Raw genomic sequence first — 22,314 nt, 5'->3', positions numbered from 1 at the left:
CAGTAACAGTAGCGGATTTAAGTACTTAGGGTCAAGATGTGTGTTTTGAGTTGAAGTAGCGATAATGGAGTTAATGACTATCAGGCTTTTAGGTGCTTAATTTATATTTAGTATTTTATGTAATTAGTTTTTATATTTTAAGTTTTAGTATTTTATGTAATTAGTTTTTATATTTTAAGTTTTAGTATTTTATGTAATTAGTTTTTATATTTTGAGTTTTAGTATTTTATGTAATTAGTTTTTATATTTTGAGTTTTAGTATTTTATGTAATTAGTTTTTATATTTTGAGTTTTAGTATTTTATTTAACCTTTGCCTGACACCTCACGGATACATAGAACCGCTTATGTTCATTATAGTTTTATGTCTTATTAGTTACAAGCACAATACTCCTTTTCTACTCACTCAACCAAAGTTAACGGGGCAAAAACACCTGCATCTTTATAACCTAAGTTTTTATCGCCATTTTTAGGCTCTATCGCCACAGAACCGATAAAGTGTTCTCTGCGGGCGCTACCATCGTTATCGCAATAAGCTAGCATAAAGCCAAGTTCTTTATTCGGAGTTAATGTCACTGGTTTTGCATCATTAAATTTTTTGGTGCCAGCCTTAGTGGTGATGTAATCAAAGCTGTCATCATAAACATCTAAAGCCACTTCCCAGATAAGTTTATGTGGTGTCGTAGCTTGACGCTTCCATGCACTTTTAAGGTGGTCATTGAGCAACATAAAATCAGGTTGGCCATCTTTAGTTTTATAGCCGATATCAACCGCTTGGTTGTCGAGTGCTACATGGTAGGCAAAGGCATTGAAGTTAAATTGGTGCTCGCCACCGGATCTGTCTTCATCGATAAAAATTTCTAAGCAGTCGTCATCCCAATAGGCATTTAATGGATCTGGGTGGCTGTCAAAAAGTACATCGTCTTGAATTTCCGCTAAAAGGTAAATTTTGTTTTTGTCCCACATGATTTTAAAGCGACCAGAAAAGTCTTCAGCACTGGGCATGTCACCTAAAATATGCTGATTAAGAGGCTGCCATGTTGCTGTTTGCCATAATGAGTCCATCACGCCATCGATAACCGGCGCTACTTTTGTTTGTTTAGCTTCAAGTGCTTGCCCTGTTGTGGCGAATATTGGCAAACCACTAAGTAATAATGCTTTAGTTAAATGACTAACTTTATTTTTTTTCATACTGAAACCCTAAACTTCACCTACACCACTAACGTTATGCGTTGCTTGCAATAAATTTTATCGCGGCATGTTCAACTTGCGTTACTATCGCATTTATACTTTGCTCAATACAAATGATAGTAACATCTAACTCCTCACCTTGTTGCTGTGATAGTTTCGGATGTTCAAGCGTTTGAAATTGGCTATGTAGTAATCCTACAGGAAAAAAGTGCGGGGAGCGTTTTTGCATGCGCTTTGCGATTAAACTTTCACTACCTTCTAACAAGAAAAAGTGCGCCCTAAAGCCTGATGCTCTTAACATATCACGATGAACTTTTTTTAAACCTGAATGTGCCAAAACAATAGATGTTTCTTGCTTAGCGTTAATTGTTAAAAAGCGCTGTAAATACTGCATCCATTGCGATCTAAGTTCATCGGTGAGCGCTTCACCAGCAGCCATGTGCCTCTACGTTAGCGGGGATAAAGGTAAAACAACATCCAACATATAGCATCTGCCCAATTGAATATTTTCACCTTAAAGGTCGCCTGTTGGTATTTATGCTCTACGATTAAGTTTTGCAGTAAGTATTTGGCGGATGATGATACTAAAGCATTGTTACTCAACAATACCGAAGGCGAAGCCATACAGAGCCTAGAGTAATAAAATTCAAATCTGGTCGACGCAGAAAAGGCGGGGATAAAAACTGTGTTGCTATTGGTTTATCAAGTGTCTTCATCGAGTCGCTCGAATCTACCAGTATCCACTTGATCATGACCACCAATGTAGCTTGCTAAGGCTGTTTCCCTATAATGTTGTTACGACCTCAGGGGTTAACGAATATAACAGTAAACTAGACTCTGAGCTAAACGCCGTTCGAGACTTTATAATTTGCATTATTACGTCAGTCATCGCCAATATTATCAACGATAACAAATTACAAAACTTTCTCTCAAGACTTCGATTTTAACAGCGGTAGAACAATGACTTGAGCAGTACCATTTTATAAAATAGTACTGCTCTTTAGAACGTTAGATAACAGCGTTAGCTAATAAAAAAAAGCAGCCAATAGACTGCTTTTTCTTATTGAAATAAAGTTATACGGCTTGGCTATTATCAGGAAACTCTATTCTTTCACCAAATTTATTTAAAATATTAACATCGCCTTCGCAAACAGCAATAATCGACTTATCTTGTTTGTAGCTTTCTGGGATTATTACTCGACCGGTTTTTAATTGCGGAAAGCTCTCAACACTATGCTGCAATTCAAGCGAATCATCTCCATAATAAATAATGGTCACTTTTTTCAAAGTGAAGTTAATATCTACAGACGTTAGCATTTTTTGCTCCCTGCTCAGTTAAGCTTAAATTGGTGCTATTTTAACCAACCCAGCAAGGGAAACTGTTGCAAAACTACGCTGATACTGCAACAAATTGTAATCGTGCAACGTTTCAACTAACAATCTATGTGTAATTTAAAAGTGTTACTCTACCGAGCAGCTCAGTAGTGAAAATAACCAACAAATAGGTAAAGAGTTAGCATCTCATCGACTACTTGAAATAAGTCATTAAGCTTTCATTAATAGAGCTTCAATGCCCAACTAGGTATGATATTATTCAATGCTGAATTTTCGCATTGCCCATTGAAAATACAAGGACAATCATGACAACCATTGACCAAGTATCGGAATTAGCAAATGTATCTCTTGCCACAGTATCATGCGTGATGAATGGCAATGCAAAAGTCAGTGATAAAAAACACGAGAAAGAGCTTTGCCATAAAAACATCACTTGTATCGCCGGGCCACAATATAAATTTGACGCCAAAGCGCGCTTTAAAGGCTATAAACGGGCTTTAGCTGAGTACAACATTCCTTTTAAAGAAGAGCTATTTTATAGTGCTGACTTTAAGGAAACTGGTGGTAGTGAAGGTATTGCTCATATTATGAGTCAACAACATAAGTTTACTGGCTTAGTTTGTGGTAACGATGAAATGGGAAAAATGGCCGCTAAGCTAGTGCTACAAGAAGTTTATCAAATTGATAAGCTAAATATTCAGCAAGTATTTAAGCCATCGCTTATTGTTCGTGATTCAACGAAATTATTAAGTAATTAAAATTAACGGCTGACCAATGCAATCATCTATAGATCAAACATTATGCCCACTCTGCCAACAAACGAACCTTTGTGGTGTAAATGACGACAAGCCATGTTGGTGTGTATCCAGTGATATTAAACGTGATTTATTAGCACAAGTGCCTAAGGAGCTATCCGGCAAGTCTTGTATATGCCAAAAGTGTATTGATAAGTTCAATGCTACAATAATTGTTGATAGAACTTAACAAGCGCAAATAAAATGTTAATATCAAATCATTCCAATAATAGTAACTAAAACAACAAGGAATGTTTGTGACAAGCGAGCAACAACCAGAGCACATCTTTAACGCAATTACCCAACCGCTTGGTGATGAACTAAAGTGGCGTTGGGAAGATAAAATGTCAGCGCTATTAGCAGAATTCTCTTGGGAAAAAAAAGAGCGAATTTTAGTGCAACTTCGTGAGTTGTTTAGTGAAGAGTGGAATAAAAAAAGCATTAAGAAAGCACCAAAAGCACTGAAAGAAGAACTTGGCCAGTTAGCTCAACTTAATAAAGAGCAATTAGTGTTTACACGACCAGCAACAGAAGAATTACCTGCACTTGCAATGATATGGTGGCCATGGGGACATGGAGCAACTTATTCAATGCGTATTAAAGTATTAAATATCAATTACAGTGCTGAAGATATCGCACACGCAAAAGCAAGTTTTATCAGTAAACTGACAAAATATTTCAAAGTTAGTTAAGTAAAGCTAGCTTGCTCACAACCTAATATTTACTACACTTATCATCTAGGACTTCAATTGAATAGGATGTTCTCATGATAACGTTAACACTATATTTCGCAACCAATAGAAATCATGTTGGCCAACGTTGGGCACCGCGTTATTACGGCAAAAATTTCAGTGGTGATCGTTCCAGCAATTTACGCTTTGGAAAAGTCTCCGTAGAGCTTGCACAAGAGAAAGTAGCAAAGTTTCTAACTAAAAAAGTTAATAAACGGGTCGGAGACGGAGAAGGGTTAGCAGAATATATTACAGAGCAACTTCGAGAGAAACACTCAATAATCGCCTTTAAAGAGTCGAAAAATGAACCTTTAGCCTCAATAACCGCCTTTCACGAGCTTAAATCAGCAATGGAAACCAATAAAGATGTGGTCATTTTTATTCATGGTTTTAATGTAGATTGGTTTGAAGCTGTTGCATCGGCAATGGCGCTTGAACTAATGTTAAATCGTCACTCTGTAGATATTAGTTCGTTAAAAGACACGCAAGTTTTTCTTTTTTCATGGCCATCAAATGGCGATATGTTGAAAAATAAAGCTTATTTATCGGATAGAAAAGACGCTGAAGATTCCAGTTTAGCTATCGCCCGTGGCTTTTTAAAATTGCGCGACTTTTTAACATTATTAGCACCTGAGCACACTAACCCTAAGTATCGAGAATGTGGACAACAACTGCACCTACTCTGTCACTCTATGGGTAATTATGTGCTCCAACATGCCTTACATTCATTACAAGAAATTAATGACCAAAAACACCTTCCGCGCCTATTTCAACATATATTTATGTGTGCGCCTGATGTTGATGACAATGTATTCGAAAGCGGTCAGTCAATGGCAAATATCCAACAATTAGCGCGTCAGGTGAATGTTTATTACAACAATGGCGATCTAGCAATGTCCATTTCAGATTACACCAAGGGCAATCCAGATCGACTAGGTCATAATGGTGCAGCAAGACCATTACAGTTGCACAATAAAATAACGCAAATAAATTGTTCTGATATTGTCGGCGGTATAACTGAACACAGTTATTATTTATGGGCAACGGTAAATGAAGATATCCGCCAGTCTATTGATGATGTTGCAAATGATGCCAATACTCGCAAAAGAGACCTACAATCAACGCAAACATGGCGCTTAAATTAGAAAGTAGCTAACCAAGTAGCATAAACTGCTACTTGGTTAGCTATTAACCCAAAAACGTTACATCAGTTGCCATGACAATCGTTAGTAAAAACAAGCCACTATGATTCACCAGTATTACTACCGCCAATATTTGGTGCATGTTGAATAACCCGATCAGCTAAGCGCGAGAAAGGTAAACTCTGTATCCATACTTTTCCGTGGCCCGATAATGTGGCTATAAACAGGCCTTCACCACCAAACAACATACTTTTTAAGCCTTTGGTCATTTCAATATCGTAGTCAATACCATCACTAAACCCAACTAAACAACCGGTATCAACACGTAAAGTTTCGCCATTAAGCTCTTTTTCAATGATTGTTCCGCCAGCGTGCAAAAATGCTAACCCATCGCCTTCTAGCCGTTCTAAAATAAAGCCCTCTCCGCCAAAAAAGCCACTACCTAAACGTTTATTGAATGTGATATCAATTTTAGTGCCTAGTGCGGCACATAAAAAGGCATCTTTTTGGCAAGTTACGCCACCACCTATTGCCGCAAGATCAACACTAATAATCGAGCCAGGGTAAGGCGCTGCAAACGCTACCGTTTTTCGTTGATAATCCTGATTAGAAAAATGGGTCATAAATACCGACTCTCCTGTCAACATACGTTTACCGGCAGAAAATAACTTTCCCATTAAGCCTTGGTTTGCATCTGAGCCATCACCCATTTTAGTTTCAAAGGCAATACCATCTTCCATATAATTCATTGCGCCTGCTTCAGCAATAACAGTTTCACCTTGATCTAATGTGACTTCAACCAACTGCATTGACTGGCCAATAATTTGAAAATCTATTTCATCACTTCGCATGCTATTTCCTTATTTTAGGTATCTATTCAATTGTTATATTTCATATCATGGCACAACATTTATTCAAGTACTAACGGTTGTAATTCGTGATCGGAAATATCAGGGCCTCTGGGCAAAGTCACTCCTTTAATAACAACATTCTCATGACTATATGACTGAATATGCTGAACATTGATTACGTATGAGCGTTGTAAACGAATAAAATTTTCTGGTAACACTAATAAACTAGCTTTTAATGAACTATAAACCACAATTTTTTCATTATTAGAGAGAAAATAACTTACGTAATTTCCCATGCTTTCTATGTAAAGTATTTGCGAGGTTTTTATATAATGAGTACGACGATTTGCCTTTAAGGTTAATATCGGATCAATATTTTTCTTATCTTCAGGCGAAGGCGAGGTAGTGACTTTTGAGTGCATATCCTGTGCTATAAAGTATAACTGCAAAACTTTAAGCATACTGACAAAGACAACCGTACTGTTCAGCAAAACAATACTGCGCACTAACGATGAAAACGACAGTAAGTTACCACTTTCATTAAGTAACAGTTGTTGATAAAAATAATGATCAAATACCCTCAGCAAACAGCCAGATACAATCAACAACACAAGATAGCCCATAAAAAATTGCTGATATCGACGTTTTAAAAGAAAGTTCGGCAATAGCCAATAAATCATGCAATATACCGCCATCATTCTAAGAGGCAGTAAAATAAACTCTAAATAAAAAGAAGCGAATACTCCTGTTTCTGGCTTTATCCAAATCACACTAAAAAGAAGATAATACACCAACCAACACAGAACATGAGTTAGCGGCCGCGAGCCCAAAAAATAACACGCTTGCTGATGTTGCTTAGCATTTTTATCTATTTGAAAAATATTCATCATGAAAACCAGTATCTTTAAATAAAAATGTTTAAGGTTCATATAAATATAAAACAAAATTAATAACTTAACGAATACACTCATCTTTAAAAGCAAGTACTTCATCGTATATTAAGGTTAAAATTTATATGAAAATTTCAGTAATTAAAATCAATAGTGTGCAAACAGTTTTTACTATGACATTGTTATTAATCAACTTACTAGCACTTCCTAAAGCCAACGCTTATGCTAGTGAAGTAAGTACTGAAGCTAAGCAAGGCTTTACCAAAAAAAACCTTAAACGACGTGCAAGTTGGCTAGCAAAGTTTTCAACTATAAGCCTTGAAAACTCAACGCATATTGGCAAAAAAATCAATCAACTTAAAAAATCCAGCCCACTGTACCGAGCAGGTTTACGTACTAATGATGTCATCGTGAAAGTAAATGACAAACCATTTTATATTAATGAAGATTGGTATGATGTTACCGATGCGCTAACTGCTGACGCTATCTACAAGGTTTCTTATCTTAGCAAGGGTAACGTTCAAATAACCAATGTCGAATTTCCAGCATTGGCTTTCGAACAACATCTAGGCTTAGATACAAGTTATCATTCATTGCAGAACCCTAGTGGGTTTATGCAGCGCGTTATCATTACCAAACCGAATTCGAATACACCACAGCCAGCAATATTTATTGTCCAAGGTTTAAGTTGCTCTAGCATTGAGTTATTGCCGTCACGAAAATCTAATTACACTCGTTTATTGGAAACCATAGTAACTAAGAGCAATATGATTGTTATGCGAGTCGAAAAACCAGGGCTTGGCGACAGTGAAGGCAACTGTTCACAAACTGACTTTAAAACTGAGCTGGCTGGCTATGAAGCAGCATTAAAGCAACTAAAATCTCTGCCCTATGTTGATCCAGAAAAAATACTCATCTATGGCAATAGCATGGGCAGCGCAATTGCTCCTTACCTAGCAAATAAATACCAAGCTAACGGGGTAATTGCCGATGGTACCTTCTTTCGCTCTTGGTTTGAGCATATGCTTGAAATAGAGCGACGTATTAAGCAAATGCAAGGCCTCTCGGAAAGCAAAATAAATAAGCAAATGAATTTAGCTTATATACCTTTGTATTACGGCATGCTGATTGAAAAGAAAAGTTACCAAGAAATCATAAATGAAAGTCCTAATCTGACTAAATACAATTATCATGGCAAAAACCATATGTATGGTCGCCCAATGAGCTATTATCACCAGTTACAAGATTTTGATTTTTCAGGAGAGTGGCAAAAATTATCAGTGCCTGTAAAAATTCGTTGGGGCACCAATGATTGGATCATGTCAGAAGCTGACAATGACATGATCAAGCAAACATTGCAGGCTGCAAACAACAAGCACGTCGAATTGCATAAATATCCAGGCCTTGACCACTGGAGTACAATCCATACCTCGGCAAAAGACTCCTTTCTTGGAAAACCGGGTGTTTGGGATGACAATATTGGCCTACAAATAGTCAACTGGGCCAAAGCAATGAATTTACCCTAATACTCGCCCGCCATTAATAATGGTTATTTTGATGCATTATTTTCTACAGTTACAATGAACAAATACGAAAATGGAATGTCTATATTGAAAAATCGTATCTAGAAAATACCTAGAAGCACCAGCGCGTTAAAATAAGAATTAGGATCTAAGCATGAAAAAGAATTTGAAAGTAATAACGAGTCTAGCAACAGCATTATTGCTGACCTTGTCACTTAACAGCCAAGCAAAAACATTTAAAGAAGGTACTCACTATACTGTTGTTGCAGAAAAGAAAACCGCAAAGCCTGAACTGAGCGAATACTTCTCATACTATTGCCCAGCTTGTAGAGCTTATGAACCTTACTTAGATGGCTTTAAAAAAGTAATGCCAGAGCAAGCCAAGTTCAATAAAGTACATGTTGATTTTATGGGGCATACCTCAGAAGAAATTCAATTTATGCTAGCTAAGGCTCTTATTGTCGCTGAAAAAACAGGTATCGATAAAAAGTTCTCAGGCGCTGTTTTTAAATACTTACAAACAGACAGAGCTACAATTTCTGATGAGAAAGACATTCGTAATATTTTTGTTTTAAGTGGTGGAGACGCTGATAAATTTGATAAAGGTATGAAAAGCTTTTCGGTGATCGGTCAGGCTAAAAAAGAAAAGAAAATTCAAGATAAGCTGTCTAAAAGTCGACAACTTACCACAGTTCCAACAATGGTGGTTAACGGTAAATACTTGATTAATAGTAAGTCACTCGATAGAAACAATTTTTTTGCTGAATACAATGAGCTAGTAGCTCATTTATTCACACTTTAAGCACTACCTGTATGTCCCTATATGTGGCAACGCATTTAGGGACTATTTTCTTAAGCAACTCATAGTGTCAATCCTTTAGCTTACCTTTCATCTGCAGTACTTATAGTCTCTTCAAAACCGAACATTCACTCTTCAAAACCGAACAAAGCCATAGTATTTAGAACTGAGAAAACACAATAACCAACTGTTAAATAAATGTTTTTATTTTTTGGTATGGATATTTCAATACAGAATTTAACATTCAACAAAAATATCTCCCATGAAAATTGAATTACAACAAAAATCACAATGGAAAAAGTGGCTAGCCCTTGGATTATTCATTCTATCTATCGCTTATGCTGCCCACGCTGTCACAAGTACTAAAAGTAAAACAATTCTGGCAAATGAAATTACCCTACAAACAGTACAAAGCGGTGCTGTTGATATATATAGTAATGCCTATGGCGAGTTTGCTTCAGCAAGAGAAAGGTTATTAACCGCACCAGCACTAGGGAAAGTTGCAGAAATTATTGTGCGTCCCGGCACAAAAGTAAGTGCAGATACGGTTATCTTAACACTTTCTAACCCTAAACTAGAGCAAGAAGTAAGTCAGGCGCGCGGTGAATTAGCACAATTAGAAGCCCAACGTGAAGCTTTTAAGTATGAACAACAAAGTGAACGACTTGACTATCAAGGCCGCATTGCCGATATCGAAGCTGAAATAGAAAAAGCCAAATTGGAACTTTCAGTTAACGAAAACTTAATGACTTTAGGTGTGGCATCAAAAATTGAATTACAAAGAGCAGAGTTGGCCGTAAAACAGCAATCAAAACGACTGACTTTCGAGAAAAAGAAGTATCAACAGTTTATCGACATGCAGAGCTATCAGCTAACTCAACGTGATATTACCGTATCTCAACAGCGAGCACAGTTATTATTACTTGAAGAACAACTTGACGACATGCAAGTGAAAGCAGGCATCGATGGTTCATTACAAAATTTAGAAGTTGAACTTGGTCAAAGTGTACAACTAGGGGAATCATTGGCGAAAGTTGGCAGTAACAAGCAGTTAATTGCGCGACTGCGTCTACCGCAGCACCAAGCCGATCAAATCGATATAAACGCGCCAGTTATTATTGATACCCAAAAAGGAAAAATTGCAGCACATATCACTCGTATCGAAAGCGTAGTTACCAATGGCTCAGTGCTTGCAGAAGCTATTATTGACGGCGAACTAACCTCTAACGCACGCCCATCACTGACTATTTCAGCACAAGTATTCGTTAAACATCAAAAAGATGCCACCTTTATCAGCCAAGTTTCAGGTATCCGACCGCAAAGCAAACAATCTGTTTTTGTCAAAACGGCAGAAAACACATTAAGCCAACGTGATGTCAGTTTTGCTGAGCTTTCACAAGGGCGACTAGTGATTACCGACGGCCTAACTTCAGGCGATGAAATTGTCAGTAACGACATTTCAAAATATAACCAATTTCAACAATTAACTATCGAACATTAGCGCTATTTAAGCTCGTAAGTTCAACAAAACTAACTAAACCAATTAAAAATACGATATAACGTACAGGATATATAAGGAAATCTAATGAAAACAGTTGTAGAAATAAAAAATATCCACAAACACTATGATGGTCAACAAATTGAAACTCATGCACTACAAGGAGTGTCACTTACAATTAACCAAGGCGAGTTTGTCGCTATCACCGGCCCTTCTGGTTGTGGTAAATCTACCTTATTATCGATAATGGGCCTAATGGACACTGCCAGCGAAGGCGACTATAAAATATCTGATATTGACACTCGTGGGTTAAAAGTTGATCAAAGAACACAAATTAGAAATCAACATATTGGTTATGTTTTCCAATCATTTAATCTTATTGACCATTTAACTGTTTTTGACAATATAGCATTACCTCTAGAGCACAGAAAAACAAACAAAGAAGAAATTAAGCAACGTGTAGAAAAAGTACTATCTCAAGTTGATATGTTGCATCGCAAAAATTACCGCCCAAACCAACTTTCTGGTGGACAACAGCAACGTATTGCCATTGCTCGTGCCTTAGTAGGCAACCCTGATCTGATATTAGTTGATGAGCCAACCGGTAACTTAGACAGCAAAAATGGCGACCAAGTTATGGCATTATTAGAAAAGCTTAATAAAGAAGGTGCAACTATCGTAATGGTTACCCACGACAGTCGCTATTCTCGCTGTGCAAATCGCCAAATTCAGTTGTTAGATGGCAAAATTGTATCGCAAATTAATAGCGAAAAGAACTTGCAGGGGGTTGCATGAGCTTAGTTAAAAAATCGCTTATTGGCGGTATTGCCCGTGTTTTTTCTTTGCCTAAATTGAGCATTCCATTAATTCTGACTTTGGGCCTTACTTTAGGTGCAGTGTTAAGTGTTATTGCTATCTCTTCCACCCTGCTATACCAGCCACTGCAAGGGGTGAAAAATGAAGCACAATTACAAACATTTGAGTTTAATTTTAAACCATCAAAAGTATTGAGTATTTCATATTGGAATATGAGAAGGTTAGCTTCATTCCAGCAAACATTTCCCGAACTAGGTGAGTGGGCGGGCATTTCACCCTCTGAGCAAGATATTGTGATCGACAATGTCGTGTACCCCACAACACAATACAATGCATCAAACAATATTCTCGATGTATTGGGAACCAATCTAATTCTAGGTGACAACACAACTAAACCCGCACCTGAAAAAAATGTGTGGATATCTGAGAGCTTATGGCAATACGCATTTTCAGGCGCAAAATCAGTTTTAGGTAAGCAGTTAGAAGTTAATAGTCAATCTTATATTATTGCAGGTGTCATTGAAGATGTTATGTCTGTTGCCAGTAACGATGTCATATTACCACAACAAATCTGGTTTATTACTGACCTAAAAGCAACTTTGTCTCAACCTGCAGATGTAGGTGCTATTCGAAATGATCTTAGCTATTTAGTTAATAAAAGCGCCAGCGGCACCATAACCCTTCCAAGCCAAGCACAAACGGAACAGTGGTTACTCGACTACGTTAAAGAAAACATCAACAACGATAACTTACAAGAAACACTAAACTTTATGAATAGCATGAACAAAGTGGTTAACGTAGTTCCCTATCGCAGCAATTTACTCGGCGATACCGAAGATCTTATTGTTGCGTTATTTTTCGCTGTATGTGGCTTGCTTTTTATGGCAACACTAAATTTACTGAACTTATTTATTGCCCATTATCAAAGTCGCACCAAAGAATTTGCGATACAAATCAGTCTTGGTGCCAGCTTGTTTAAAGTTAGAGCATTAGTTTTTCTAGAAAATTTACCGAGTTTTTTACTGTCTGCCACAGTTGGTTTACTTGTCGCTGGCTGGGCAATTAAAAGCTTACCGTTAATTGCCGGCGATAGCCTACCTATGATTGACGATATCGGTATCAATACACTCACCATTTTAATGTCATTATTAATTATCATTGCTTTAAACATCTTATTTAGCGCCTTGTCGCTAGTTGATATTAACAAGCACGCTATTTCCAATAACCTCAACAGCAGCGGCAAAGGCATTCAAGCACAAAGTAATCAATGGCTTAGCAAAGTATTAATGGTTTCTCAGTTATCTATCGCCTCAGTGTTGTTAACAGCTTCAATAATGGTTGCTCTACAAAGCTATCAGTCAGTATACCGTGAAGTCGGCTATGAGCTTGGCAACAGCTACAGCATCGAATTATTCATTAACGATGAAGAATGGCGTGAACAGCTCACAGCAGATACTGAAAATTACCACGACAGTGAAATGAATCGCTTATTAACTGATATTGCTTCCGTTATTGAAAGTAAAGTTGCGAACAGTAAAGTTATCGTCAACTCTAGTGCTCCTCTATCTAATGAAATAAGGTTGTCGGGATACCGCTCGGAAGAAAACGGCGGCAAACGTATTACTTATCAAATGAAGCCATTAAGCGCGCAATATTTTAGTGCTTTTAAAATTCCATTACTCGCGGGGGCTAATTTAACGCAAGCCCAAATTGATAACGACGAAAATCGTATTGTTATTGATGAAAACATGGCTAAAGCCATATTTCCTGATTTGAGTTATCAAGAAATTATCGGTAAAACTGTGGCCTTAAATCGTGGAGAAAATGCCGTTCAGCCAATTATTAATGGTATTAGCCGTAATACTATTAGCCGAACAGGTATTACAGAAGCCTTGTCTTTCCCTTCTATTTATTCGCACCGAATCAATAGTACATTGTTAAACTTTGCCGTCATGATGCCAGCCGGACAAACCATAACAACAGCTATGTTAGAAAATGAATTAGCACGGCAATTTCCTCGCCTTGGGAATCTATCTGTTCGCTCATTGGAAGAAGTTTGGGATGAACAAACATTAGAACAACGCCTCAGTATGTGGATTGTCGTAATCATGACTCTGCTAACATTGTTTTTAGCCGCTATTGGTGTTGCTGGGTTAACACAAATGACCACCAATCAGCGCAAGTATGAGCTGGCAGTTCGTATGGCAACAGGCGCTAAGCAAATGAAATTGGTTGGCTTCATTTTAAAAGATGCGTTATGGATGCTAGTGGTAGGTTTAGGTTTAGGCTTTGTAATTTCAGTACTTGTTTACCAAACATTAGAACAACAGCTTGACATTTTACCTTCATTTAATTGGCTGGCCATGTCGAGTTTAGACATTAGCTTAATCGCTATTGTAATGTTATCGGTCATCGCACCTGCATGGCGCGTGATTAGTTCAGATCCAATGCAAGCATTGCGAGAAGAGTAACACTAACATTGCTTAAATAAGCATGTTTTCTTGAATATTACTAAATTCATACGCTACACTCGGCGGCTCTAACACCGTCGAGTGTCGCTATTTTTAATAGCAAACAATAAGGAACATTTTTGAATACACACAAACCGCAAGCCACTATTTTAATTGCTGATGATGACGAAGATATCCGTCTTGCACTTGAATTATTACTGTCAGCGAACAACTACAAAACCATTGAAGCTAGTACAGCAAAAGAGGTTATTGTTGAAAGTGAACGACAAAAGCCCGATCTGATTTTACTCGACATGAACTTTAGTCGTGATACCACCAGCGGACAAGAAGGTTTAGCAATTCTGCAACAATTAGAAAAAAGCAATATTCCCGTTATTTTGATGACTGCATGGGGCAGCATTGAATTAGCGGTAAATGGTTTGCAACAAGGTGCTAGTGATTTTATTGAAAAACCATGGCAAAAAGAAAAACTACTTAATAGCATTAGTCAGCAATTAAGCTTTTCGCGTATTAAACAAGAACATCAAGGCTACCGACAATTGCTCAGCAAAAGCCAGCAACTGCCAGCGACAAACCAGCAATGGGTGTGTCAATCATCGGCCATGCAAGCTATTGAACAACTGATCAAACAAATTGCCCCAACTGATGCCAACATATTAATTCTCGGCGAAAATGGCACGGGTAAATCAGTTTTAGCAGAGCGTATTCACCAATTATCGTCACGCAGTAATCAACCACTAATTTCAGTAAACATGGCGGCTATTCCAGATAATTTATTCGAAAGCGAACTATTCGGTCATCAAAAAGGAGCGTTTACCGATGCTAAGCAACAACGGATTGGTCGTTTTCAACTTGCTGACCAAGGCAGTTTATTTTTTGATGAAATAGGTTCGCTACCTTTAAATTTACAACCTAAATTGTTACGGGTTTTAGAATCAGGGCAATACGAAGTTTTAGGTTCAAGCCAAACGCAAAGAACTAATGTTCGATTAATCAGTGCTACTAATGCCGACTTGAATCAACTGGTTAATAATGGTGAATTCCGCCAGGATTTACTCTATCGGCTTAATACGCTAGTGATCACATTACCACCACTGCGCGAGCGGCCAGCTGATATCCCAGCTTTGGCTGAAAACTTTATTGCTAACTTTAGTAAAAAATACCACAAGCAAGCATTAACACTCGACGAGCAAGCCATAGTAAAGCTAAAGAGTCACCATTGGCCGGGCAATGTCAGGGAGCTAGGACATGTCATTGAAAGAGCCGTATTATTAACTTTAGAAAATGTAATATCAGCGCAAGACCTGCTGCTAGATACAACGACAAATGCTAGCCAAGAAGTAGAGCTACAGCCTCTAGAGACTGCTGAGCGTAAATTGATCGAGAAAGCGATGGCAAGCACCTCTGGTCATGTTATTGAAGCGGCAAAAATACTGGAAATATCACGTAACGCCTTGTACCGTCGTTTAGAAAAATTTAATATAAAATTTGATGCAAACCAGTAAATTAGGGATAGAGCTTTGAGTCATGAAAAGTGGCTAGTCACCGGCTTAAGTCTGACCGTTATAACAATATTATCTTTAATAGCGGCCCTCACTTGGCAAATGGCATGGAGTACTCTTGCCATAGTGACCTTAGTTTTCGCATTAAGTTATCCTTTAATCTGGTTAGCTTGGCGCTGCTATCATTTTTGGTGTCAAACCATTATGCAGCTAACAACCTACACGCAAGTGTTAGCTGAAAATGAAACTAACCTCGCCTTTAAAAAGCAACATCCTGATAACTTATTGTTAGATCTTCAAAAGCAAATTCAGCAACTAGCGATTAAGCGCCTAAATCAAAATAGAGAACAACAATCGCTTAACCATGTTATCAGTAATATTTTAGACTCGTGGCCAATACCTGTTTGTTTGTTTGATCAGCAACTAAAACTGCTTTATCGCAATGAGGCAATGAATCAGCAAATTGCTCAACCAATGCTTATTAATAGTTCAGCACAATCTTTAGGTTTTCATTTGGAAAATGAGCAATTACAGCATGAAAAGTTTAATGACAAATGGCAAAGCCAAACCATCAGTTATCAACTCAATAACAGCCAAGAAAAACAATGGCTGTTTACTTCTATTAATATTTCACCGCTATTAAACCAGCAGCAAAGTCACAATCAGCAAAGTTTAATCCGCGTGTTAAGTCATGAGCTCCGTAACTCGTTAACGCCAATGTATTCAATGACAGATACCCTTTTATGCGCTGAGCAGTTAGATGAAACACAAACTCGCAAAGTGTTAAGTCGTATACAACAACGTAGTCAGCGCTTATTAACCTTCATTAGTGAATATAGCCGATTAACACAACTGCCAGTGCCAAAAACAAATTGGTTTTCGTTTTATGAATTATTGGATGAAGCAAAAGCTATGGTTGACACTGCAAGCTGTAAAGTCACAATGCTAGGTAATGAGCAATGTTTTGGTGATCGAGCACAATTAACACAAGTAATGATTAACATTCTAAAAAATGCTCAGCAATGCCAAGCGAGTATTGAAGTAACTATTAATGTTTATTATCACAACGACCTACAAATTGTAGAAGTAAACGATACTGGCCCTGGCTTTGCCAACCTCGACAATGTATTAACACCATTTTATACCACCAAAAACAATGGCTCAGGCATTGGTCTAGCACTTTGTGTTGAAATTATTCATAACCATGGCGGCCAATTTTCAGTAGCTAATAACGACGCTGGTGGCGCAAAAATATTAATGAATTGGCCATTAAAGTAAGTACCAATTCATCAATATCGGTTAGAGAATATTGTTATCGACTAATTTAGCGTCGACGTTGTCGATTAGATCTTGATTTACTTTTATCACCAAAGGCTTTCTGACGCCCCTGCTTCTTTTGTCGACCTAAAGTATTTTTGCGAGCAGGCGCGTCTGTTTTAGTAAGATCAGGCTCATAGCCAGGATACCATTGCTGCATTAACCGGCTATCAAGCACTTCTTCTACGGCTTCAAGTAACCAGGTTTCTGACGGACTCATTAAAGAAACCGCTAAACCATCATTGCCAGCTCGACCAGTACGGCCAATACGATGAATATAATCTTCAGCAATATAGGGTAATTCGTAATTAATCACATGGCGTAAATCATTAATGTCGATACCACGAGCGGCAACATCTGTAGCAACTAAAGCTCGCGTTTTACCGTCTTTAAATTCAGCTAACGCTTTATCGCGAGCCCCTTGTGATTTATCGCCATGAATTGATTGAGTTTTAATACCATCTTTACACATTTCTTTGGCAAGGGCATCAGCACCTTGCTTAGTGCGAGTAAATATCAGTACTTGTTGCCAGTTTTTCGAACCTATTAAAAAAGAGGTTAACTCACGTTTTCGATCGCTATCAACGGTATAAACTATTTGTTCAACTTTCGCAGCGGCAGCGTTTCGCTCACTAACTTCAATCAGCTCAGGTTCATTGAGTAAGGTTTTACTTAACTTAAAAATTGCGTCATCAAACGTTGCTGAAAATAATAGAGTTTGCCGCTCTGGTGGCAGCCTATTGAGAATTCGGTCAATTTCATCTTTAAAGCCCATATCTAGCATTCTATCGGCTTCATCAAAAACAATGGTTTCAAGATGAATGAGTAAAACACTGCCATTAATAATGTGATCAAGCAATCGCCCAGGCGTTGCAATAAGTATATCAGCGCCTTTTTCTATGGCCGCTATTTGTGGCTTAATACTAACGCCACCATAAGCCACTGCAATATTAAGCTCAGTATTCTCTGCATAACGAACAAAGCTTTTGTAGACTTGCTGTGCAAGCTCTCGGGTTGGCGTTAATACCAGCGCTCGTATAGGCCTTTGTGGCGGAATATTACCACTTAAACGTTGTAAAATAGGTAAAGCAAAAGCCGCTGTTTTTCCGGTACCTGTTTGCGCCCCGGCCATAATATCTTTATTGGCTAAAATAGCAGGAATAGCTTGCTGTTGAATAGGTGTGGGTTGCTCGTAACCTAATGATTTTACAACGTCAGTTAACGATTTATCTAGTGCTAAAGAAGAAAAACTCATGCTAATTTATCGCTTAATTTTTGATTGTTGCTGCTTAAGATCATGCTCAAGTTCATCAGGATAAAACACTAAACCTTGTTCATTCTGGTTTGGAAAAACAACGATAGCAAGTTCATCATCAGCTAGACCATGTGACCATCGGCTAAACCATTTATTCAATGAAATAGCTTCTGGCTGACAAGTTTGCCACTCATCCGTTGCCCAGGCTTGAGCAAATTCTTGATTAGGCCATACTGGCACACAATCTTCATCTTCAGTATTTAGCATCACACAGCCATGCTCATCGGTTAATATCCAAAGTTGATTATTCGCAACCACTTCCTTCAAGAAGTAAGTCGCTCGTTGGCTATCATCCATTTGCAGTACTTGTTTTACTTTTGCGGGCTCTAACACGGTAATTCCTATCAGAAATGACAATTCATTTAATCTGCCTATTCTACAAAAATTTGCATCTCTTCGCCGATTTGTTTGCGCATTTCCATTAATTTTTTTGCACTGGCATGCTGCTTTTTGTCATCTTCAGTTTCAGGAATCCATTGCGGTACACGCTCAGACTGACCATTCTGGTCAACTGCAACCATAATCACAATACAATGGGTGGTTAACCTACGATTAAGCGATTTTGGGTCACAAGCGTTAACCTCTAAGGCAATATGCATTGAGGAATTGCCGGTATAAATAACTTTCGCTTCAACTTCCACTAAACTTCCAACATGAATAGGGGCAACAAACCGTATGCCACCAGCATATGCGGTAACGCAATAGCGGCCACTCCAACCCGCAGCACATGCATATGCCGCCAAATCTATCCATTTCATTACTGCACCGCCGTGAACTTTACCACCAAAGTTCACGTCTTGTGGTTCAGCTAAAAATCTTAAAGTGATATCTCTTTGCGGTTGGTTCATAATTTTTCCTAATTGTTATAAAGTCGCATTTTAACGAAGACATGACAGCGCTTACAATGCATAGTGTTTAGAGGTACATTACCACTAGTTAAGTCATTGAAGAAATTTATAGGAATACCATGAAAATTTGGGTTGATGCCGATGCCTGCCCGGTAGTGATTAAAGAAATATTATTTCGCGCTGCCGAACGCACACAAACACCAACAATCTTGCTTGCTAACCATTACTTAAAAGTACCACCGTCAAAGGTTATTAGTTTCACGCAAGTCAGTGCAGGCTTTGATGTTGCCGACAATGAAATAGTCAAAAGAGCCGTTGCTAAAGATTTAGTCATTACTGCAGACATTCCTCTAGCAGCGGAAGTAGTCGAAAAAGGCTGCTTGGCATTAAACCCTCGTGGTGAGCTCTATACAGAAAGTAATATTCGACAACGGCTAAACATGCGAGATTTTATGGATACCTTGCGCTCAAGCGGCATAGAAACGGGTGGAGCTGCGCCAATAAGCCAAGCAGACAGACAAGCCTTTGCCAATAACCTCGATAAACTGCTGGCGCAAAAAAAGTAACAATCTTATAAAACAAAATACCAAGCTAAGTTGGCATTTTACAGATAATTTAATGTCGCTTAGCTTGAACTTGCGTTAATTCGACAACGTACGCCACCATTGCCTTGTTTTTTTCCTGGGCTGTTAGCGTAAGGGTTATTCGATTTATTACCAGTATGGCGCTTATTCTTTCCTGTTGGTTTATGACCGCGAGCATTATCACCCGAACGTTGTCCGTCTTTATGCTCTACACGCTCTTTTTTAACCTGCTTAATTTTTTTAGGCTTCTTCGCTTTTAATGGTCTTAGCTTACGTGATTCAGGTAACGCATGAACAGGCTCAAAACCTGCAACGATCGCTCTTGGCAAATGGGTTTGAATAACGTGTTGTACATCATTTAGCAGATCCATCTCATCAGCACATACTAATGAAACTGCGTGACCGCTTGAGCCGGCACGCCCAGTTCGGCCAATACGATGTACGTAGTCTTCAGGAACATTTGGCAATTCAAAGTTAACCACTTGTGGTAATTGGTCAATATCAATACCGCGAGCAGCAATATCAGTAGCAACCAAAACATTGATATTACCATCTTTAAATTGCGCTAGCGCTTTCGTTCTTGCTCCTTGGCTTTTGTTACCATGAATAGCAGCCGCTTTAATTCCGGCAACATCAAGCTGCTTCGTTAATTTATTAGCGCCATGTTTAGTTTTCATAAAGACAATAACTTGTTGCCAGTTATTAGTCTTTATTAAATGGATGAGTAAAGGCGACTTTTTATTTTTATCGACCGAATAAATTAACTGTTCAACTGTTTCAGCTGTAGTGTTTTTTGGACTTACTGATATCTCCACAGGGTTATTCACTAAGCCTTTTGCAAGTTCGCGAATATCAGGAGAAAATGTTGCGGAGAACAAAAGGTTTTGGCGACGTTTTGGCAAAAGCGATAAAATCTTTTTGATATCACGCAAAAAGCCCATATCCAACATTCTATCAGCTTCATCAAGCACCAATATTTCAAGTTGGTCAAAGCGCACAGCATTTTGATTGTAAAGATCTAACAAGCGACCAGGTGTAGCAACAAGAATATCAACACCTTGTCGTAAACGTTGCATTTGCGGATTTATTTTTACCCCACCAAAAACCACCGTCGACTTCAATGGCAAATTTTTCCCATACATTTCGACATTTTCAGCAATTTGTGCTGCAAGCTCACGAGTTGGCGTAATGATCAAGGTTCGCGCTTGATTGGCTCTAACTTGTTCACCCTTCGACAGCAGCTCTAAAATAGGTAAAGTAAAACCCGCTGTTTTACCCGTACCCGTTTGCGCGGCAGCCATAACGTCTTTGCCATCTAGCACAGCAGGAATAGCCTGAGCTTGAATAGGTGACGGCTCTGTGTACCCTTTATCAGCAATAGCTTTTTGAATGGGGGCAGATAAACCTAACTCGGTAAAACTCATAGAATATACTCTTCTCGCAGGGGGTTGAGTCAATATCAAACGGCGGTGCAGAATACAGTATAGACGCCAACAGTGCAATGATACTGCTGGCGTCTAATTCATTATCTCAATAATACGAACACATTAGCTATAATCAAGACTCTGCTAATTGCTCAACAACCATTTCGAAGCAAAATTGATAGCCCTTTGAGCGAACTGATTGAATAACAGCAGCAGGCAGGCCAACAGCTTTAAGTTTATTGCGAATTCTAGCTACTTTAATATCTATGGAGCGGTCAACACCATCATAGTCTGCACCTTTTAATACTTTTAAAATAATTTGCCTAGAAACAGTGCTTTTATGCTTAGTTGCGATGAAATAGAATAACTCATACTCTTCTTGTGTTAATCCCAAAGGTTTTGACTGATAAAAACAATCTGTCGCATCTGGAATAAATTTTAATTCCCCAAACTCAAGAATATCAGCGGGCTTATATTCAATTGGTCGTAAGCCTAAACGCTTTATTCGTTGATAAAGTACTTCAAATGGTGCAGTTTTCAAGACAAAATCATCAGCACCTACTTCAAAGCATTTAATCTCTGCTAAATGATCTTCAAGGCTTGTAATAAAAATAATTGGCCTTTGATAAAATTCCCTAAGCTGTCTACAAACTTCATAACCATTAACATCAGGTAAGCCAATATCTAACAAAACCAAGTCTGGGAAGCTATTAATGACTTTACGCAACGCGGCTGAACCATTAAATATTTGTGTTACAGCGAATCCTTTGCTTTCCAGCTGATTCTTTAAATTTAGAGACACCACATTATCATCTTCAACAATTAGTATTTCTTTCATGATGGCGCTCCTCAATCCCACTATTAGTAAACTTCGTTTAGATCAAATACTTAAATCCAAAAAATATTTACTTACATAATGATTTTCCTCCTTTTATCTCCTTACAACAATACTGAAAACCGGAATAATTGTATCTAATATGTAACTCTGAAAATAAAGGATAGTTTTGTAAGAAGCATGGTGTTTAACGATTGAGCATTATAGAGATATTAATCGAGAAACAAAAAAGCCCGTAACTATTGTTACGGGCTTTATGAATGATGGTGGAGGGAGGTGGATTCGAACCACCGAAGGCGGAGCCGTCAGATTTACAGTCTGATCCCTTTGGCCACTCGGGAACCCCTCCACGGGGACGAAAACCCAGCATAAGCTGGGTTTTCTGAAAAGGAGCCTAGCAATGTCCTACTCTCACATGGGAACTCCCACACTACCATCGGCGCTACTGCA

At 38.3% G+C, this 22,314-nt stretch carries 23 protein-coding genes and 1 tRNA gene; 13 read left to right on the top strand and 11 right to left on the bottom strand.

All coding sequences use genetic code 11. The features are described from left to right. Positions 1-400: 400 nt before the first annotated feature. Together AC27HL_RS15585 and AC27HL_RS15580 are read right to left on the bottom strand one after the other, a co-directional pair. Complete coding sequence (locus tag AC27HL_RS15585; RefSeq protein WP_487081973.1) at positions 401-1,189, bottom strand: CBM9 family sugar-binding protein; 789 nt, start codon at positions 1,187-1,189, stop codon at positions 401-403. Between the two features lie 34 nt (positions 1,190-1,223). Then, complete coding sequence (locus AC27HL_RS15580; RefSeq protein WP_487081972.1) at positions 1,224-1,628, bottom strand: hypothetical protein; 405 nt, start codon at positions 1,626-1,628, stop codon at positions 1,224-1,226. 152 nt (positions 1,629-1,780) lie between these two features. On the opposite strand from AC27HL_RS15580, the gene AC27HL_RS15575 reads away from it, so the two are divergent. Continuing rightward, positions 1,781-1,963, top strand: a complete 183-nt coding sequence (locus AC27HL_RS15575) for a tryptophan 7-halogenase (protein ID WP_487082108.1) — start codon at positions 1,781-1,783, stop codon at positions 1,961-1,963. Between the two features lie 300 nt (positions 1,964-2,263). On the opposite strand, the gene AC27HL_RS15570 is transcribed toward AC27HL_RS15575, so the two are convergent. Beyond that, positions 2,264-2,506 (bottom strand): TIGR02922 family protein, encoded by a 243-nt coding sequence (locus AC27HL_RS15570; RefSeq protein WP_487081971.1) that lies wholly within the window; start codon positions 2,504-2,506, stop codon positions 2,264-2,266. Between the two features lie 323 nt (positions 2,507-2,829). Here AC27HL_RS15570 and AC27HL_RS15565 point away from each other — a divergent pair, with 323 nt between their 5' ends. The 4 genes from AC27HL_RS15565 (at position 2,830) to AC27HL_RS15550 (ending at position 5,194) form a co-directional block, all read left to right on the top strand. After that, positions 2,830-3,282 (top strand): LacI family DNA-binding transcriptional regulator, encoded by a 453-nt coding sequence (locus AC27HL_RS15565; protein WP_487081970.1) that lies wholly within the window; start codon positions 2,830-2,832, stop codon positions 3,280-3,282. A gap of 16 nt (positions 3,283-3,298) precedes the next feature. Continuing rightward, on the top strand, positions 3,299-3,508 hold the full coding sequence (locus AC27HL_RS15560; RefSeq protein ID WP_487081969.1) for a cysteine-rich CWC family protein: 210 nt from the start codon (positions 3,299-3,301) through the stop codon (positions 3,506-3,508). Positions 3,509-3,575: 67 nt separating this feature from the next. After that, positions 3,576-4,010 (top strand): hypothetical protein, encoded by a 435-nt coding sequence (locus AC27HL_RS15555; RefSeq protein WP_487081968.1) that lies wholly within the window; start codon positions 3,576-3,578, stop codon positions 4,008-4,010. A gap of 74 nt (positions 4,011-4,084) precedes the next feature. Beyond that, positions 4,085-5,194 carry an alpha/beta hydrolase gene (locus tag AC27HL_RS15550; protein WP_487081967.1) on the top strand — a complete coding sequence of 370 codons (1,110 nt, stop codon included), beginning with the start codon at positions 4,085-4,087 and terminating at the stop codon, positions 5,192-5,194. Positions 5,195-5,292: 98 nt separating this feature from the next. On the opposite strand, the gene AC27HL_RS15545 is transcribed toward AC27HL_RS15550, so the two are convergent. After that, positions 5,293-6,042: a TIGR00266 family protein gene (locus AC27HL_RS15545; protein ID WP_487081966.1), complete on the bottom strand. Its 750-nt coding sequence runs from the start codon at positions 6,040-6,042 to the stop codon at positions 5,293-5,295. A gap of 59 nt (positions 6,043-6,101) precedes the next feature. Continuing rightward, positions 6,102-6,932 (bottom strand): LytR/AlgR family response regulator transcription factor, encoded by an 831-nt coding sequence (locus tag AC27HL_RS15540; protein ID WP_487081965.1) that lies wholly within the window; start codon positions 6,930-6,932, stop codon positions 6,102-6,104. A gap of 125 nt (positions 6,933-7,057) precedes the next feature. Here AC27HL_RS15540 and AC27HL_RS15535 point away from each other — a divergent pair, with 125 nt between their 5' ends. The 7 genes from AC27HL_RS15535 (at position 7,058) to AC27HL_RS15505 (ending at position 16,819) form a co-directional block, all read left to right on the top strand. Then, positions 7,058-8,458 (top strand): alpha/beta fold hydrolase, encoded by a 1,401-nt coding sequence (locus tag AC27HL_RS15535; RefSeq protein WP_487081964.1) that lies wholly within the window; start codon positions 7,058-7,060, stop codon positions 8,456-8,458. 151 nt (positions 8,459-8,609) lie between these two features. Continuing rightward, positions 8,610-9,257, top strand: a complete 648-nt coding sequence (locus AC27HL_RS15530; RefSeq protein ID WP_487081963.1) for a thiol:disulfide interchange protein DsbA/DsbL — start codon at positions 8,610-8,612, stop codon at positions 9,255-9,257. A gap of 259 nt (positions 9,258-9,516) precedes the next feature. Then, positions 9,517-10,755, top strand: coding sequence for an efflux RND transporter periplasmic adaptor subunit (locus tag AC27HL_RS15525; protein ID WP_487081962.1), 1,239 nt, complete (start codon positions 9,517-9,519; stop codon positions 10,753-10,755). Positions 10,756-10,839: 84 nt separating this feature from the next. Further along, complete coding sequence (locus tag AC27HL_RS15520) at positions 10,840-11,547, top strand: ABC transporter ATP-binding protein (RefSeq protein ID WP_487081961.1); 708 nt, start codon at positions 10,840-10,842, stop codon at positions 11,545-11,547. Then, positions 11,544-14,039 (top strand): FtsX-like permease family protein, encoded by a 2,496-nt coding sequence (locus AC27HL_RS15515; RefSeq protein WP_487081960.1) that lies wholly within the window; start codon positions 11,544-11,546, stop codon positions 14,037-14,039. The genes AC27HL_RS15520 and AC27HL_RS15515 overlap by 4 nt, the downstream gene beginning before the upstream one ends. Before the next feature lie 119 nt (positions 14,040-14,158). Then, on the top strand, positions 14,159-15,544 hold the full coding sequence (locus tag AC27HL_RS15510) for a sigma-54-dependent transcriptional regulator (protein WP_487081959.1): 1,386 nt from the start codon (positions 14,159-14,161) through the stop codon (positions 15,542-15,544). 15 nt (positions 15,545-15,559) lie between these two features. Further along, the gene (locus tag AC27HL_RS15505; protein ID WP_487081958.1) at positions 15,560-16,819 is read left to right on the top strand and encodes a sensor histidine kinase; all 1,260 of its coding nucleotides are present in this window, start codon (positions 15,560-15,562) and stop codon (positions 16,817-16,819) included. Positions 16,820-16,865: 46 nt separating this feature from the next. On the opposite strand, the gene AC27HL_RS15500 is transcribed toward AC27HL_RS15505, so the two are convergent. The 3 genes from AC27HL_RS15500 to AC27HL_RS15490 form a co-directional block, all read right to left on the bottom strand. Next, complete coding sequence (locus AC27HL_RS15500) at positions 16,866-18,113, bottom strand: DEAD/DEAH box helicase (protein ID WP_487081957.1); 1,248 nt, start codon at positions 18,111-18,113, stop codon at positions 16,866-16,868. A 6-nt stretch (positions 18,114-18,119) separates the two neighbouring features. Beyond that, positions 18,120-18,470: a DUF2750 domain-containing protein gene (locus AC27HL_RS15495; protein WP_487082107.1), complete on the bottom strand. Its 351-nt coding sequence runs from the start codon at positions 18,468-18,470 to the stop codon at positions 18,120-18,122. A 74-nt stretch (positions 18,471-18,544) separates the two neighbouring features. Further along, positions 18,545-19,021: an acyl-CoA thioesterase gene (locus AC27HL_RS15490; protein ID WP_487081956.1), complete on the bottom strand. Its 477-nt coding sequence runs from the start codon at positions 19,019-19,021 to the stop codon at positions 18,545-18,547. 119 nt (positions 19,022-19,140) lie between these two features. On the opposite strand from AC27HL_RS15490, the gene AC27HL_RS15485 reads away from it, so the two are divergent. Then, positions 19,141-19,587: a YaiI/YqxD family protein gene (locus tag AC27HL_RS15485; protein WP_487081955.1), complete on the top strand. Its 447-nt coding sequence runs from the start codon at positions 19,141-19,143 to the stop codon at positions 19,585-19,587. Positions 19,588-19,646: 59 nt separating this feature from the next. Here AC27HL_RS15485 and AC27HL_RS15480 read toward each other — a convergent pair whose 3' ends face one another. The 3 genes from AC27HL_RS15480 to AC27HL_RS15470 form a co-directional block, all read right to left on the bottom strand. After that, positions 19,647-21,029 carry a DEAD/DEAH box helicase gene (locus AC27HL_RS15480; protein WP_487081954.1) on the bottom strand — a complete coding sequence of 461 codons (1,383 nt, stop codon included), beginning with the start codon at positions 21,027-21,029 and terminating at the stop codon, positions 19,647-19,649. Between the two features lie 133 nt (positions 21,030-21,162). Next, positions 21,163-21,867 carry a response regulator transcription factor gene (locus AC27HL_RS15475; RefSeq protein ID WP_487081953.1) on the bottom strand — a complete coding sequence of 235 codons (705 nt, stop codon included), beginning with the start codon at positions 21,865-21,867 and terminating at the stop codon, positions 21,163-21,165. Between the two features lie 261 nt (positions 21,868-22,128). Continuing rightward, positions 22,129-22,213 (bottom strand) — tRNA-Tyr (locus AC27HL_RS15470). Positions 22,214-22,314 lie beyond the last annotated feature (101 nt).

The sequence above is a fragment of the Colwellia aquaemaris genome (genome assembly GCF_057548755.1).
This window is presented reverse-complemented; position numbering and strand designations above follow the sequence as displayed.

Excerpts from the sequence above, each read along its gene's own strand:
- AC27HL_RS15540 (WP_487081965.1), bottom strand. The coding sequence starts at position 6,932 with ATGATGAATATTTTTCAAATAGATAAAAATGCTAAGCAACATCAGCAA.
- AC27HL_RS15580 (WP_487081972.1), bottom strand. The coding sequence starts at position 1,628 with ATGGCTGCTGGTGAAGCGCTCACCGATGAACTTAGATCGCAATGGATG.
- AC27HL_RS15550 (WP_487081967.1), top strand. The coding sequence starts at position 4,085 with ATGATAACGTTAACACTATATTTCGCAACCAATAGAAATCATGTTGGC.
- AC27HL_RS15515 (WP_487081960.1), top strand. The coding sequence starts at position 11,544 with ATGAGCTTAGTTAAAAAATCGCTTATTGGCGGTATTGCCCGTGTTTTT.
- AC27HL_RS15525 (WP_487081962.1), top strand. The coding sequence starts at position 9,517 with ATGAAAATTGAATTACAACAAAAATCACAATGGAAAAAGTGGCTAGCC.
- AC27HL_RS15535 (WP_487081964.1), top strand. The coding sequence starts at position 7,058 with ATGAAAATTTCAGTAATTAAAATCAATAGTGTGCAAACAGTTTTTACT.
- AC27HL_RS15485 (WP_487081955.1), top strand. The coding sequence starts at position 19,141 with ATGAAAATTTGGGTTGATGCCGATGCCTGCCCGGTAGTGATTAAAGAA.
- AC27HL_RS15500 (WP_487081957.1), bottom strand. The coding sequence starts at position 18,113 with ATGAGTTTTTCTTCTTTAGCACTAGATAAATCGTTAACTGACGTTGTA.
- AC27HL_RS15585 (WP_487081973.1), bottom strand. The coding sequence starts at position 1,189 with ATGAAAAAAAATAAAGTTAGTCATTTAACTAAAGCATTATTACTTAGT.
- AC27HL_RS15495 (WP_487082107.1), bottom strand. The coding sequence starts at position 18,470 with ATGGATGATAGCCAACGAGCGACTTACTTCTTGAAGGAAGTGGTTGCG.
- AC27HL_RS15565 (WP_487081970.1), top strand. The coding sequence starts at position 2,830 with ATGACAACCATTGACCAAGTATCGGAATTAGCAAATGTATCTCTTGCC.
- AC27HL_RS15545 (WP_487081966.1), bottom strand. The coding sequence starts at position 6,042 with ATGCGAAGTGATGAAATAGATTTTCAAATTATTGGCCAGTCAATGCAG.
- AC27HL_RS15560 (WP_487081969.1), top strand. The coding sequence starts at position 3,299 with ATGCAATCATCTATAGATCAAACATTATGCCCACTCTGCCAACAAACG.
- AC27HL_RS15480 (WP_487081954.1), bottom strand. The coding sequence starts at position 21,029 with ATGAGTTTTACCGAGTTAGGTTTATCTGCCCCCATTCAAAAAGCTATT.
- AC27HL_RS15475 (WP_487081953.1), bottom strand. The coding sequence starts at position 21,867 with ATGAAAGAAATACTAATTGTTGAAGATGATAATGTGGTGTCTCTAAAT.
- AC27HL_RS15570 (WP_487081971.1), bottom strand. The coding sequence starts at position 2,506 with ATGCTAACGTCTGTAGATATTAACTTCACTTTGAAAAAAGTGACCATT.
- AC27HL_RS15490 (WP_487081956.1), bottom strand. The coding sequence starts at position 19,021 with ATGAACCAACCGCAAAGAGATATCACTTTAAGATTTTTAGCTGAACCA.
- AC27HL_RS15530 (WP_487081963.1), top strand. The coding sequence starts at position 8,610 with ATGAAAAAGAATTTGAAAGTAATAACGAGTCTAGCAACAGCATTATTG.
- AC27HL_RS15520 (WP_487081961.1), top strand. The coding sequence starts at position 10,840 with ATGAAAACAGTTGTAGAAATAAAAAATATCCACAAACACTATGATGGT.